Consider the following 14,219-nt stretch of genomic DNA (forward strand, 5'->3'; position numbering starts at 1 on the left):
TTTATTTTATACCTCTTCGTGAAGATTGCCGTGTCGTTATGCAGCGTGTTGAGCGTGGATCACGGTCTGTCGATAGAGGCCGGAGATCAGATCGACCTGGGTGATCATGCCGATCAGATGTCCTGCGGAGTCCAGTACGGGAATATGGTGGTGGCCATGATTGGCGAACAGCGGCACGAGGTCCGTGATGGGTGCCGTTGCCCGGATGGTGCGGACCTCGGTAGCCATCACGCTGCCGACGCTGGGGGTACGTGACGGGTCCCCTCGTAGCCAGCCGTCCAGGCGTGTGGCGAATGGCAAATACTGGCCAAAAACCCGTTTGTCGACGAGATCGGAGCGCGTCACGATGCCGATCAGGTTCTGGTTGGCGTCGGTTACGGGCAGAGCTTTGACCTTGTTGCGCTTTAACAGACCCCATGCGGCGGTTGCGCGAGTGGTCGGGGAGACGGATAGCACCTGGCGAGACATGATGTCTTCGCAGCTTAATTCGTTGAAGCTGCGCGAGAAAGCCTGAAGTTGGGTTTCGCGTAGCAGGGACTCAAGGTCGTCCGGGTCAATGTCCAGCATTTCGCCGCGACGCTTCAGCACGCTGTCGAGATCTGCCCGTGTGAATCCTCCGCGTGATGCGTCGTCGGCAGGCTTGCTGTCTGCGTGGCGGCTGTGCCACCCTGCGTGCGGATAGCGATGCCCGGTGACCGCGTGATAGATGATCGTCGCGGCAAGCAGCGCTGCCGACTGGATTGCAATCGGTTCCAGAACGAACCGGTAGCCCAGCGCATGGATGACAGGTCCACCGAGCACCGCCGTCAACGCAACCGCGCCGGAAGGCGGGTGCACGCAGCGCAACGCGAACATGCCGGCGATCGACAGCGCAACGGCCAGTGCGGCAGCGAGAGTCGGATCTGCGACAACCTGAGCGCAGGTCACCCCGATCGTGGCGGACACAAGATTCCCGCCGATGATGGACCACGGTTGCGCCAAAGGACTGGCCGGCACCGCAAACAGCAGGACGGCCGACGCGCCCATCGGTGCGACCAGCAGAGGAATGTTGGCGGCCGGCCCAAGCAGCAGAAACATCGACCCGCCAGTGAAGGCGATACCCAGCAGCGCACCGAGACAGGAACGTGCACGCTCCTGCCATTTGACTGACACCGGGGCGGGGATAAAGCTGGAAAGCCAGCGAAGAGTGGCGGAGCGGGACAAGATAGGGATAGAGAAAAAGTCGGTTATGCGCGGCCAGAAGTTACCGGGGAAACCCCGGCAACACGAATACACTCTGGTCATGATTATATTTCATTGTGATATAAGTGGCGATTTGACAGTACGTTACCTCGTCACATATATCACATGATGATATATAATGAATCGATGGTGCGATGACCTGGCAACGACGTAACCGTAGCACCCGAGCGAGCACGTCAGCGGATCGGCGCATGATTGAACAAGAGAGCGCAAGGGGAAATGACATGCCAACTTTTCATCGCATTCTTCTCTGTTACGACGGCACCCGCGAAGGACAACACGCGTTGGCCGACGGTGCTTCCCTGGCCGGGGAACTCAACGCGGAAGTCCACCTGCTCTCCGTCCTGAACAGTTCTTCGTGGGTACAGGGTGCCGATATCATCTCTGCGGTTCCTCTGGATCTCGTCAATGAGTCTGCAAAGAGTTTGCTCGATGAAGGGCGGCAAAAACTTGCTGCGCGCGGAATTCGTGCGAGCGTGCACTTCGCTGTCGGCGATCCGCTCGAACAGATTCCGCGCTTTGCAAATGAACTGAAGGTGGATCTGGTCGTCGTCGGGCACCGTCGTACTACGGGGCTGGCGCGTTGGTGGAGCGGCAGGAATGACGGTCTGTTGCTTGATCGGGTCAGTTGCAGTGTGCTCGTTACCATGGGGCCAGGGAGCGGTGTGCAGGCAGCGCTCGACGAAACTGTCCCGTCAGCAGAACACCTTTAGATCGGATTGCGCCGGTTCACGTCTATGCTTGTTGCGCACGCCGGACCACTCACACAGCCAGTTCGCCGCGCGCTACCAGTTCGACGATAGGGTCGTCGGTTCAACACGCTATTGCCTGAATGGTCAGCTAAGGGTTCACACCGCCCACTGTCGGAAACACTGAGCCATCGCAAATCCACAAGTTAGGGATATCCCAGCTTCGGCAATCGGCGTCGACACCGCTGGTCGACGGATCGTAGCCCATGCGCGCGGTGCCGTTCAGATGACACATATCGTCGTTTTCGCGTCAGATCTCGCCACCGCCCGCTACCGCCGCCGCCCGTTCCATGAAGTGCAGTGAATGGGCGATCAACCGCGTGTCGTTTTCGCACAGCGAATACGTCACGCCCGCCATAGCGCACAGCAACCCCGTAAAGGGTTGAACTCGTGAAAGTGGGTTCATTCACCAGGTGAGCAGATAGGCCACCTGCGAGGCGGCGACACGATGCGAGGCAACCATGGTTGCCTCACTTGTCGTGATGACCCGGCAATACGGCGCTGAGCACCTGCTTCGCTGTTTCGACGATCACACTGCCTTCGTTCGGATCGCCCTTCAGCAGCGTCGACGCGAACGCCTTCGCCTGCGCGAGCGTGATATGCGGCGGCAAGGGTGCGATATTCGGATCGGCTTTCACTTCGAGGACGACCGGACGGCTGGATGCCAGCGCTTCGTCCCACGCGGCACCCATCTGTTCGTCGCTGTCGACGTAGATGCCTTTCAAGCCGATCAATTCCGCGAACTTGTGATATGGCACGGACGGAATATCCTGCGACGCCTCGAACTTGGGATCGCCTTCCATCGCGCGTTGTTCCCACGTGACCTGATTCAGATCGCTGTTGTTCAGTACCATGCAGATCCAGCGCGGATCGGCCCAGTCTTGCCAGTACTTCGACACGGTGATCAACTCGGCCATGTTGTTCATCTGCATGGCGCCGTCGCCGACCAGGGCGATCACGGGGCGCTGCGGATACGCAAACTTGGCCGCGATCGCATAAGGTACAGCGGCACCCATCGACGCCAGGCCGCCTGACAGCGAACACATCATCCCTCTCTGCACTTTCAGGTCGCGCGCGTACCAGTTCGCTACCGACCCGGAGTCGCTCGTCACGATCGCGTTCGCGGGAATACGGCTGGACAATTCCCACACGGTGCGCTGGGGATTGACTGCATCCTTGCCGGGTTCATGCGCGCGCTTGTCGAGCGTTTTCCACCAGTCCTGGGTCCACCCTTCGATCCGCTTGCGCCACGCTCGGTCCTTTTTCTCTTCGAGCAATGGCAGCAGCGCGCGCAGGGTCTCGACGCTATCGCCGACCAGATTGACTTCCATCGGATAGCGCAGGCTCAGCATGTCGGCCTTGAGATCGATCTGCACGCCGCGCGCCGCGCCTTCCTTCGGCAGGAATTCGGCGTACGGAAAACCGGAGCCGATCATCAGTAATGTGTCGCACTCGGCCATCATGTCGTAACTTGGCTTGGTGCCGAGCAGCCCGATCGACCCCGTGACCCACGGCAGATCGTCGGGCAGCACGGCCTTGCCTAGCAGCGCTTTGGCCACGCCCGCAGCCAGTTTTTCGGCGACGGCGATGACTTCGTCGGTCGCGTGCAGCGCGCCCGCTCCGACGAGGATCGCGACCTTCTTGCCGGCGTTCAGGACATCGGCGGCTTGTTGCAGATGGTCCGGGTAGGGCACGAGACGAGGGGCGTGATAGCCCACGCCGGAATGGAGGGTGCCGTGTTTGCGGCCCGGCGCTTCATAAGGCAGATCCTGAAGATCGTTGGGCAGGATCAGCGCCGTGACCTTGCGTTCGGCGATGGCTATGCGTACAGCACGGTCAATCAGATGGCGCACTTGGGCGGGCACGGCGGCCTGCTGAACGAACGCGCCGGCGACATCCTTGAACAGCGAGAGAAGGTCGAGTTCCTGTTGATAGTGGCCACCCAAGGCGGCGCGCGCCTGCTGACCGGCGATCGCGAGCACGGGCATATGGTCCATGCGCGCGTCGTAAAGGCCCGTGATCAGATGCGAGGCGCCGGGGCCCGAGGTGGCGATGCAGACGCCAAGCTCGCCGGTGAATTTCGCGTGCGCCGCCGCCATGAAGGCGGCCATTTCTTCGTGGCGAACCTGGATGAATTCGATCGGGCCGGCGGCGTCATTGCTCTTGCCATCTTCCTGTTTGCGATGCTTCTGCGCTTTGGTCTGCGCGCGGTTTAACGCGCCGAACACACCGTTGATGCCATCGCCCGGATAACCGTAAATGCGCCGAACGCCCCACGCGTGAAGTCGTTCAACTATGAAATCGCCGACGGACTCTGACATCGCTGGCTCCTTGGATCGAAAATGCACGAGGGAAACTGACATTGTTCGGCAAGCAAGCAACGTTCCGCGCGATCGAAGGCTGAACGTAATGTGTTGCGAGATTAAATGTTCTCTGCGCCGTGCGGGTGAGCGGGCAACGTTCACCCCGCACCGTTCGCAGCCTGCTGAACTTACAACGCGATGAGTGGCGGCTCTTTTATTGTTGTAGAACTCAAAGCATTTCGGTTCTGTCGCCTACCGATTTACTGCCGACCGCATCCAGCCTGCTTTGCAACTCCGCCTTGCGGCTCGCCATCCTCGCGCCGAGCGCGTGGAGATTGCATGTCGATTTGCGTAGTTCGGGAAAAAGCTCCTCCTCCTCTTCCTCGACGTGATGACTCACCATTTCGCTCATCACTTTGAAGGTTGCATCGAAGCCCTTGTCGCCCGCCTTCATCGTTTCAAATTTCGCGATCAGCGTTTTCACGAGGAAATGCTCAACGTATGCCTCTTCGACGTCGACTAGGTCGCTGTCAGGCAACGCTTTCTGAGCGGCCGGATACAGCAGTTCCTCCTCCAGCATCGTGTGGATCGATAGTTCCTCGCATGCGCGTTGAGCAAGCGTTGCCTTGGCGTCGAGGTCGTCCTCAGCGGCCCGCTCGAACGCCTTGAAGAGTTTCTCGACCGCGCGATGGTCCGCCACTAGTAGAGTGAGTGCGTCCTCAGAGGCGGAGCCCGATTCAGAATTGTGCTTTTGCGCCGTTTCCATGCTGATCTCCTCGTTACTGCCGTTCGACTCCAGGATGGAATGCTCGGCTAAATCTTTAACGAGCAAGCCCTGTGCCTACGGGGAAGGCAAGGGCAGCGGCGCCGGCGAGCGAATCAGACTATGTGTTGAAACGCCGAGTGGGAACCGAAGGGACGGCACGGGTTGATCCGGCGACGTTTGTACGCGCACACATTCTGCCGGACACCTCGCTGCTATTTCTTGCGCGGTGGGGTTGCGCTGCCAAACGGATTAAAGCCAGCGGTTACGCGAGGTCGCTTCTCGGTATTCGTGCGTCGCCTGGCTGCCGGGGTGGCGCTACCCGATAATTGCGCGAGAAGTTCGTCACTGTCTGCGGCGTCGTCCGCGGGCGGCGGCTTCTTGCGAGCCGCGCGCTGCGACTTCTGAGTCTGCGCATCCTTTCGCGCGATGCCATGGGGCGCGCCCCCGTCGGTCAGGTGCGCGACGACTGCCAGAAACGATTCCGTAACGGACTCTTGCGGCGTAGCGGGCATCATGGTCGAGACTACGATTTCATGCAGCGAGCGGCCATCCACGGAACGCAGCGAGGTATCCGTTTGCCAGTCGACGCCGTCTTCAGCGAACGCGCCCATTACGCGTTCCAGTACCGCAGGTGATAGCACCCCGCCGTCATACAGGCTGACGATGGCACGTTCGACTATCAGGAACAGCGTCGAGTTGGAACGATTCGGCACGAGTAATCCCTCACCAGGCTGGGTATGACAAAAGAGGCACGGCCAGAATGCTGTCTGACATAGCAGGGCTATCGTACGGTGCAGCAAACAGCGACCACCGTCTTGGGCATTATTTAGCAGGCAGGCTGCACAGAGCCATCTTTAGACAGGCTGTTTGCGGCGTTACGTAGCATGCTGCCTACACAAAGAGCGTGGCACGAAAGAGGCCGTCACGGTAGCGAAATTTTGCATAGCCGTGACGCGAACGGAATCGCCAATACATCGATCCGATCATGAAGTCTATCCAATGGACAGTTGCTTGATGCCAGACCTACGGGAGGAGGTTATCCCGTGCGTGTCAGCCTCATGCGCTGCGCGCGCGGAAGAGGCAGATCACCCACTCACTGCGCGATCGTTGCACAGATTGCAGAAACGTTGCGCCGCAAGTTTTGATCGACGTTCAATCGGATCGACCCACCGCGCCTTTCGCGTATGAAGCCGTCACCAATCCCGAATCGATTCAAGCGCGACGACGGCACAGCGCGCAGCGCTGACCGGCTACCGCCCGCCGAATACCCGCTCCCGACGCGGCGCCCGCATGCGCAACGAGCGGGTATTATTTCTGTCATTCCATCCAGGGGACATCGCCGATGTCTGAGACCCGTCGCGAGGATTCCGGGCACCGCAGCGAGACGTCGATGTATCGACGCGACTACGGGCTTTGGGCACTGACTTTCAGCTACGTGCTGAGTCAGTTTTTCCGCAGTTACGTTGCGGTCATCTCCACCGAGCTGATCGCGGATTTTCGGTTTACACCCGCAATGTTTGGCTGGTTCGCAGGGGCTTTTTTTCTCGTTTTCGCCATTGTGCAGATACCGGTTGGCATGCTGTTCGACCGCTTCGGGGTGCGTGTGCCGACTGCGGCGTTGATGGGCGTAGGGGCGTTGAGCGCCAGCTTGCTTTCAAGCACGACCCACGCCTGGGTCGCGATTGTTGCGCAGGCGGGAATAGGGTTGGGCTGCGCACCGATTTTCATGGGCCTGCTCAACCATGCACTGGCCAGCGGCGCCGGCCCAGCGCAGACCCGAGCGGTCACTATCGCGAGCGCTATCGGTATGGCGGGCGCGCTGGCCGCCGCGTCGCCGCTCGGGCAGCTCACGGCACAAGTGGGATGGCGACCGGCCATGATGGTCGCTGCTGCGGCCATGTTCTGCGGCACGCTCGGCGTGGCCCGTTTCGTGAAACGTCGCGAGTCGTTGGGTCATGCATCGCCCACTGTGGCGACACGGCGCGCTCCGTTCCGACGCAATGGCCGGTTCTGGACACTGGCGCCAGCATGTCTTGCGATGTCGGTGGGCGGCACGTTTCGTACGTCGTGGGGCGGCCCCTATCTCGCAGATGTTTTCCATTTCGATATCGTGGCTCGTGGAAATGCGATGACGATCGCGAGTGTTGTCGGCACAGGTGCGTCGTTTTGCATTCCGGTCATGGTGCGTTACGGGGCGCCGAAGCGCATTTCCCTGATCTGGCTGCTGGCCGGCGCGCTTGCGGCCCTGGTACTTGCTGTGGTCCCGGACGCGAGCAGTGCGCTCGGTGTGGGACTGATCTGCGTGCTGTTTTCAGTGGGTTCGATTCATCCGCTGGTGATGTCGCAAGCGAGGGCGATTGTGCCTGCAAGCAGGTTGGGGCTTGCGTTGGGCTTACTCAATAGTCTCGTCTTCCTGGGCGTCGCGTTAGCTAGCGGGGGATTCGGCAGGATAGCGGGCGCGTTGCGACTCGCGAACGTTCCTGCTGCGCAGGTTTACGCGCCGCTGTTTGCAACCGCCGCATTGCCGTTGGTGATAGGTGCAGCGGTGTATGCGTTCAGTCCCGCCGCACCGATTCAACGCCTGCGCAACCGGGCATGATCGATCGTGACCCGATGTGACTGCTATCGCCGCCTCACTGCAGCGATTTTTGGCAATCAGCGTGGCGGCGCCGGTGAAACGGGAGCGTAATGTTTAGTTGACATCGAATGCGTTCGGTCAAGGAGATCCGCATGGGGCGATGGACCAAAATTCTTGTCGTTGGGGCGGTTATAACGTTTATCGCTTCGATTGCAATCGGCGTCGGCTGTTTCAAGTGGCGGGGCGCGATTCGAGCCCCGCGCAGCTTCGACAAGATCACCGGGATCGTCGACATTTCGTCCTGTCGCCGAGCATAAAAGTATTCAAACGGCCCGAGGCCCACACACGATCAGGACGACATGCAAACCGTCAATCCACACACCGCACCGGAACTTGAATGGAGCGCTATCGCTAACGATAGCGCTGCCATGCAACATGCGTCGGAAGTGACGATAACCGGGTGGATGATTCCGCTAGATCCGACGTTGCCGACCGCCGATTATTTTCTGCTCGCCGCCGCGCAACCCTGTTGCGGCGGCTGCATACCGCGCGATCCGTTGTCTTCAATCGAGGTCACCGTGAGCGAGCCTGTCGCGTTGGGCACGGGGCGGGAGCCGGTGCGTCTTCGTGGCCGTTTGCGGCGGCTGGCCGACGATCCCGCGGGCTGGCGATACCGGCTGGAGGCCGCGACCCTGGTCGACCCCGACAATCCGGTGAGAGCGCCGGCCGCGATGAGCCGACGCGTATTTCTTATGTCGGGCTCCGCGTTGGGTCTCGCTGCGTGCATGCCCGGTCGCTTTGCAGCATACGCGGATACGCACGATGAATCCCGTGCGCCCGATGCCGACGCGGGGTGGCGCGCGTCCCCGGGTGCGCGAACGATCGACATGCATAGCCACGCCGGTCACGTGATCGTGTCGCGCGATCCCGCGATCGGTGTGCATCGTCCGTTGACGGCGGTGAGCGCTCCGATGCTCGCCGGCGGGATGAACGTCATCTGCGTTGCGATTGTCACGGACACCACGGCCACGCGCGTATCCGCCGATCGCAAGCGTTTTGAAGCATGGCGTACGCCAGAGCCCGGCGAACTGTATCGGCTCTCGCAACAGGAATTCGCGCGGGTGAACGAACTGGTCGCCCGTGAACAGTTGATTGTCGTGACCGACACCGCGGCGCTCGCGTCGGCCGGCAACCAGGGGCCATGCGTGATCATTGCGGCAGAGGGCGCGGATTTTCTCGAAGGTCAGTTGGAGCGCGTTGACGAGGCTTATACGCAGCATCAATTGCGGCATCTGCAGTTGACGCACTATCGCGTGAATGAACTCGGCGACATCCAGACCGAGCCGCCGGTTCATGGCGGACTCACTGATTTTGGTGCCGACGTAGTGCGGCGTTGTAATCGATTGGGGATCGTGGTCGATGTCGCGCATGGTACGTACGATCTGGTCAAGCGCGCCGCAGCCGTGACGACCAGGCCGCTGGTGTTGTCGCACACCGCGCTGGCGACGCATCCGGGCGCGCGCAGCCGCCTGATTACCGCCGACCATGCACGCGCCGTCGCGGACACGGGTGGTGTCGTCGGCGTATGGCCCAGCTCGGGTACTTTTCACGACCTGCAGGGCATGGCGCACGGCTTCAGACGCATGGCAGAGGTGGTCGGTGTCGACCATGTCGGGCTGGGCTCCGACATGCTTGGCTTTATTTCACCGCCGGTATTCCGCAGCTACGAACAGTTGCCGTCGCTTGGCAGCGCGTTACTCGAAGCAGGATTCTCGCAGTCTGAAACGGAACAGGTTCTCGGCGGCAACTATCGGCGCGTGTTCGACGCTTCGATGGTTTAGTTAACTCGCGCATCTGCTCGCAGCTGACAATCCCATCTATTCAACGATGGCGGTCTACGTGAAGCGTTCCCGACCTGCATGTTGCATTCCGCGCTGGCGCAAGGACGCGTAATCATGCAATCCCGTCGGCGCGATGTCGGAAGCGTGACGGAATGCGCGCGTAAAACTCGACGCATCAGTGAAGCTCAACGCCGAAGCAATGTCCCGGACCGCCAGGGTGATGTCGCGAACGCTTTCGGTCGAGACCCGATCCAAAGATCGCACGGCCGGGTTCGGCCCGGCGCGAAAGTCGAAGAAGCTCAGATTATCGATCGTGTAACTGGACAGCGATGCATCGAACCTGTTCTTCAGTGTTCTTCAGTCCGGCGATGATCGAACTATATGTCTCCCCGGAAGCTTGCTGAAAGGAGGCGCATAGAAAATGGTCGGTCTGTCCAGTTCGGGAGCGTCTGTATGGCAAACCTTGGAACCGTGTCATCTGGGCCACTTCGCGCCGCGTATTCGACGGTAGACGGAAAAGACCTCCGCGATTTCATCGCCTCGGCCTATCCGTTCGACTCACCATTCGAATGCGGCCTATTGAGAAGAGGTTTTAACGATGTTTATCGTCTTCGCTTCGCCGATGGTCACAGCAAGATAGCTCGTCTCAGCTCGCGTCGAGCCAGAGGAGAATCAAACGTCGCCTACGAAACCTCACTGCTCTGCCATCTGAAGGCCTCGGGGGGCGATGTGGCGGCGCCGATTCCTACTCACACGGGTGCGCTGAGTATCGAGGTCGACGCAGCGGAAGGTCGCCGATCTCTAGTCGTCTTCGAGTTCCTGGCAGGCGATCCTCCTGGAGTCGACGCTCACGATACGAAGACGATGGCTGCGAGTCTCGCCAGACTGCATCGCCTCGCGCAAAGTTACAGCGGGCCGGCGAGCAAATATGTGCTGGATCTCCAGCATCTGGTTAGCCGACCGTTACAACGGCTTGTGAATCACTCGTCGGTGGACGAGACTCTGGTAGGGCGCTTCAGCGCCATTGCCTCGGACCTGATCGCAAGGATCGAAGCAACGACGCAATTGACCATGGTCGCCTGCCACGGTGACTGCCATGGCGGAAACACGTTCATGACAGACGCTCCGGACGGGCGTCGCGTCGCTTCGTTTTTTGACTTCGACGACGGCGGCCCGGGTTACCTCGCGTACGATCTCGCCGTGTACCTCTGGTCGAGTTTGTTGCAGAGCAAGGACCCAAAGCTGAGCGCCGAGCAATGTGAACGATGGAAGTGCTTCATCGACGGCTATTGCGAATCGTCGCCATTGTCTTCGAGTGATTTTGCGGCAATTGCGTTGTTTGTTTCCGCGCGGCACTTCTGGTTTTTGGGTGAGTATGCGAGCCGCAGCGACGAATGGGGTTCCGCCGTGCTTCCGCCTGGATGGCTACGGCAACAGGTCGACAGGCTCGAGCAGTGGAAAGCGCTCGACACGCCTCCGGGCTGACGGCGACACGCGAATGCCACCGTGGTGATGGCCGCGTATGAGTTGCTTGACGGGCCGGCTCCTGGGTCGAGCTAACCAACTATCAAGCAGCAGCCGGCCAGCAGGAGACGCTCGACCGGGCGCTCTATATTGTCGGCAATCGGTCTTCGTTTCCTGATCGGTACAACCTTCACTTCGAGAAGGGGGAGTACCCGATGCCGGATACGACGCATGAATCAGAGAAGTTATTTGCAGGTCGCGGTTTTGTGCATGCGACCACAGCACGAACCGGTCAAGTTTGAGCGGTGTAGCGGTCGCAGCACGGCCAGCTGCAGTCGTGGAATGCGTTCCCCAGACTGGCAACAATCGCGGAGGCGAAAACCGTAAAATCGTATGGAATCGCCGACGCGCTGCTTAGCTGCGAAGACAAACGCATGACTTCAAAGGAGCCAGATATTTTGCAGCCTTCCTTCATAGCGGCGAAGCTCGTGCCCGAGCTGCTAGTCACGGACGTGAACACAAGCCTACGTTTCTGGCGCGATCTATGCGGGTTCGCCGTCGCTTACCACCGTCTGGATGAAGGCTTTGCCTATCTCGATCGCGATGGTGCGCAGCTCATGCTGGAGGAGCGGGGGCGAGGACGAAACTGGGTCACGGCTCAGCTGGAGGTCCCGCTTGGGCGAGGAGTGAATTTTCAGGTGAGCGTCAATGCGCTTGCACCGATACTCGACGCGTTGGAGAGTGCCGGCTGGCCCCTTTTCCTGGCGCCCGAGCAAAAATGGTATCGCACTGGAGAGGTTGAAGCCGGAGTGCATCAGTTCCTGGTGCAAGACCCGGACGGCTATCTTGTGCGTTTCGTGTCCAGCTTGGGACGGCGACCAGCTCAACGCGAGCTCGTCAAGTAAGGTGTGTGATGTGCTCTGGCAGTGAATCTTCAAGCCGCCATCGATTCACGTGTACCTCTTATCCGCGAAGGCGATGAACAGGCGCAGATGATCCGCTTGTAGAGCTGCTCGTGACCGGATGCGAGGTTATTTGTTTCGAGGCAACGGTGGACTATGACGACAAAGTCATCGTCAAGCAGGGCGGTGTCCCGCGTCCACCCTACAAACTGTCGTGCTTGGTATGCAATGGCTCGACATCTTATGCCGCGCTCCTTAGCGGAGTGCAGCCGCCACCGCCTCGTCAATCTGCAGCGCAAAGCGCGCTTCAACATCGGGCACTGTGTAGCCAATTGACAGTTCCAGATAGGCGTCGCCTAGCACCAACTGAACGAATGTCGCTGCCCGCAATGCAGCAGTCGATTCGTCAAATCGCTTTCGCAGAATTTTTGCGGCGAAGGCACGCACGACCTTTGCACCGTTTTCGTAAAACACCTGGCCGAGTTCCGGAAGACGCTCGGCCTCAGCAACGATCGCCCGGTAAAGCCGCAGGTTATCTTGGGTAATAAGGCTTCGTGCCAACATCCATCCCAACTCGCGCAATTCGACTTCGGGTGTTCCATCGGATTGCTCGTCCTGAGCGCTCGCAAGAAATCCACCCACCTGAGCGCACATCGCGCTGACCAGACCAACGAACAGCGCCTCCTTCGACTTGAAGTGGCGGTAGACCGTCTGCTTGCCAACGCCAGCGGCCGCAGCGACATCGTCCATCGTTGCCAGGCCGAACCCCTGGCTTAAAAAGACGGCTTTCGCGCCATCGAGGATGGCGATCCGCTTACGGCGTTGCAGCGGGCTCAGGTCGGGAAGAGTGGACGTGTTCATCCCGGATAAATAACAGATCGTCGAATAGTTGACAAGACTGGTGAGTCTCGTTTAGATTGGTCAAAACGAGACCGATGAGTCTCGTTTGTCTGATTATTCAACTTCGCGGTCAATCATTGGAGAACGCTTTGAAACTGTTCATGACAGGTGGTACTGGCTTTATCGGGCAAGCGGTCGTGCGCAAGGCAATCAGCCTCGGCCATCAGGTGACGGTGCTGGTGCGCGAAGACAGGTCGGCGGCCGCGATCGCTCTGGCACGTCTCGGCGTGCAACTGCATTGCGGCGACCTGCGCGAGCCACAGTCTTTCGCTGCGGTTGCAGGCGCCGCTGAGGGCGTCGTGCATATGGCGTCGACCAACGATGCTTGCGCCGCTGAAGCTGATGAGGCAGCGGCGGTAGCGATACTTTCGCATTTGCGTCCGGGCGCGGCGTTTGTCTATACGTCGGGCATTTGGGTGTACGGCAATACGGAAGGGGAGCCAGTGACGGAAGCATCGGCGCTGAACCCGACACCGCTCATCGGCTGGCGGCCCGCAGTGGAGCAGCAGGTGCTGGCGCTAGCAACACGCCGCTCGATTGCTGCGGTGATCCTCAGGCCTGCGATGGTGCACGGCTACGGCGGCGGCATCTTCGGCATGCTCGCCGGCATGGTCGGGCAGACTGGCACCGTGAGAGTCGTCGGCAATGGTCGCAACCGCTGGCCCGCCGTGCACGTCGACGATCTGGCCACGGCCTATCTGAGCGCGGTGGAGCGGGCGGCAAGCGGGGACAATCGGGTCACGGGACAGATCTTCAACGTAGTCGCAGAAGATGCCGTTGCCGTTGCCGAAATGGGCGAGGTGATTCGCGCCTCGGTCGGCGCCGACCGCGTCGAATTTTGGTCGCTCGACGATGCACGCAATTCGCTTGGGCCATTTGCTGACGCACTGGCGCTCGACCAGACAGTAAGCGGCCAGCATGCCCGGCGAGTTCTTGCGTGGGAACCCCACGGCCCCGGCCTGCTTGCGGACCTCTCTATACGGAAGCACTTTCAGCAAAGCAACGGAGTATGACGATGGCGTTGAACATTGCATCTATCGAAACGCTTCTCGCGACGATCGTAGCGGTTCTGTTCGCCGTTGCTGGCGTGGTCAACCTCGCAGGACCCGGCGCAGTGAAGCGCGACTTTGCACGCTGGGGTTACCCGGCATGGTTTCGGTTGCTTTGTGGCGCTCTCGAGCTGTGCGGTGCAGCGCTTCTGCTTGGACAACCAACCCGAGTCCTGGGTCTGACGCTGACCGGTGCGATCATGATCGGCGCGCTCTTCACGTTGCTACGAAACCGGGAGCCGTTCCGGCATCTTGCCCCGGCGCTGATCTTCTCGGCTCTCATTGTGGCTACTGTGGCGGTCCGCAGTTGAGGCCCCCTCGCCATCAGGCGAGTGAGCGGGGGATGCGAAGCCTGGAATCCGCAGCGGGCCCTTGGCGAAGTCCGTTGTTGAGAGCGACGACCGTCGCTTATGGGGCGCGTGCTG

12 protein-coding genes and 1 pseudogene are annotated in these 14,219 nt (G+C 60.2%); 7 read left to right on the forward strand and 6 right to left on the reverse strand.

Features of this window, described 5'->3' with window-relative positions:
- Positions 1 to 36: 36 nt before the first annotated feature.
- Complete coding sequence (locus LMG28727_RS04355; protein WP_201641074.1) at positions 37 to 1,203, reverse strand: HPP family protein; 1,167 nt, start codon at positions 1,201 to 1,203, stop codon at positions 37 to 39.
- A gap of 263 nt (positions 1,204 to 1,466) precedes the next feature.
- On the opposite strand from LMG28727_RS04355, the gene LMG28727_RS04360 reads away from it, so the two are divergent.
- Positions 1,467 to 1,955 (forward strand): universal stress protein, encoded by a 489-nt coding sequence (locus LMG28727_RS04360; RefSeq protein WP_201641359.1) that lies wholly within the window; start codon positions 1,467 to 1,469, stop codon positions 1,953 to 1,955.
- A gap of 100 nt (positions 1,956 to 2,055) precedes the next feature.
- Here LMG28727_RS04360 and LMG28727_RS04365 read toward each other — a convergent pair.
- The 4 genes and pseudogenes from LMG28727_RS04365 to LMG28727_RS04380 form a co-directional block, all read right to left on the reverse strand.
- A pseudogene (locus tag LMG28727_RS04365) lies at positions 2,056 to 2,349 on the reverse strand (GMC family oxidoreductase); the annotation flags it as partial.
- A 112-nt stretch (positions 2,350 to 2,461) separates the two neighbouring features.
- Positions 2,462 to 4,312, reverse strand: a complete 1,851-nt coding sequence (locus tag LMG28727_RS04370; RefSeq protein WP_201641075.1) for a thiamine pyrophosphate-requiring protein — start codon at positions 4,310 to 4,312, stop codon at positions 2,462 to 2,464.
- Positions 4,313 to 4,523: 211 nt separating this feature from the next.
- The gene (locus LMG28727_RS04375; RefSeq protein ID WP_201641360.1) at positions 4,524 to 5,060 is read right to left on the reverse strand and encodes a hemerythrin domain-containing protein; all 537 of its coding nucleotides are present in this window, start codon (positions 5,058 to 5,060) and stop codon (positions 4,524 to 4,526) included.
- Positions 5,061 to 5,272: 212 nt separating this feature from the next.
- Positions 5,273 to 5,773 (reverse strand): hypothetical protein, encoded by a 501-nt coding sequence (locus LMG28727_RS04380; protein ID WP_201641076.1) that lies wholly within the window; start codon positions 5,771 to 5,773, stop codon positions 5,273 to 5,275.
- 629 nt (positions 5,774 to 6,402) lie between these two features.
- Here LMG28727_RS04380 and LMG28727_RS04385 point away from each other — a divergent pair.
- From LMG28727_RS04385 to LMG28727_RS04400, 4 genes are all read left to right on the forward strand, one after another.
- On the forward strand, positions 6,403 to 7,659 hold the full coding sequence (locus LMG28727_RS04385; RefSeq protein WP_201641077.1) for an MFS transporter: 1,257 nt from the start codon (positions 6,403 to 6,405) through the stop codon (positions 7,657 to 7,659).
- Between the two features lie 338 nt (positions 7,660 to 7,997).
- Positions 7,998 to 9,479: a dipeptidase gene (locus tag LMG28727_RS04390; protein WP_201641078.1), complete on the forward strand. Its 1,482-nt coding sequence runs from the start codon at positions 7,998 to 8,000 to the stop codon at positions 9,477 to 9,479.
- Between the two features lie 453 nt (positions 9,480 to 9,932).
- A complete protein-coding gene (locus LMG28727_RS04395; protein WP_201641079.1) occupies positions 9,933 to 10,964 on the forward strand; it encodes a phosphotransferase enzyme family protein in 1,032 nt (343 codons plus the stop codon).
- 413 nt (positions 10,965 to 11,377) lie between these two features.
- Positions 11,378 to 11,848, forward strand: coding sequence for a bleomycin resistance protein (locus LMG28727_RS04400; RefSeq protein ID WP_201641080.1), 471 nt, complete (start codon positions 11,378 to 11,380; stop codon positions 11,846 to 11,848).
- Between the two features lie 252 nt (positions 11,849 to 12,100).
- Here LMG28727_RS04400 and LMG28727_RS04405 read toward each other — a convergent pair whose 3' ends face one another.
- Positions 12,101 to 12,706 (reverse strand): TetR/AcrR family transcriptional regulator, encoded by a 606-nt coding sequence (locus LMG28727_RS04405; RefSeq protein ID WP_201641081.1) that lies wholly within the window; start codon positions 12,704 to 12,706, stop codon positions 12,101 to 12,103.
- Positions 12,707 to 12,834: 128 nt separating this feature from the next.
- Here LMG28727_RS04405 and LMG28727_RS04410 point away from each other — a divergent pair, with 128 nt between their 5' ends.
- Both LMG28727_RS04410 and LMG28727_RS04415 read left to right on the forward strand, forming a co-directional pair.
- Positions 12,835 to 13,758, forward strand: a complete 924-nt coding sequence (locus LMG28727_RS04410; protein ID WP_201641082.1) for an NAD-dependent epimerase/dehydratase family protein — start codon at positions 12,835 to 12,837, stop codon at positions 13,756 to 13,758.
- A complete protein-coding gene (locus LMG28727_RS04415) occupies positions 13,755 to 14,105 on the forward strand; it encodes a DoxX family protein (protein WP_201641083.1) in 351 nt (116 codons plus the stop codon). Before LMG28727_RS04410 ends, LMG28727_RS04415 begins: the two co-directional genes overlap by 4 nt.
- The last annotated feature ends 114 nt before the right edge of the window (positions 14,106 to 14,219 follow it).

It is taken from the genome of Paraburkholderia metrosideri (genome assembly GCF_904848625.1).
Classification (GTDB): Bacteria; Pseudomonadota; Gammaproteobacteria; order Burkholderiales; family Burkholderiaceae; genus Paraburkholderia; species Paraburkholderia metrosideri.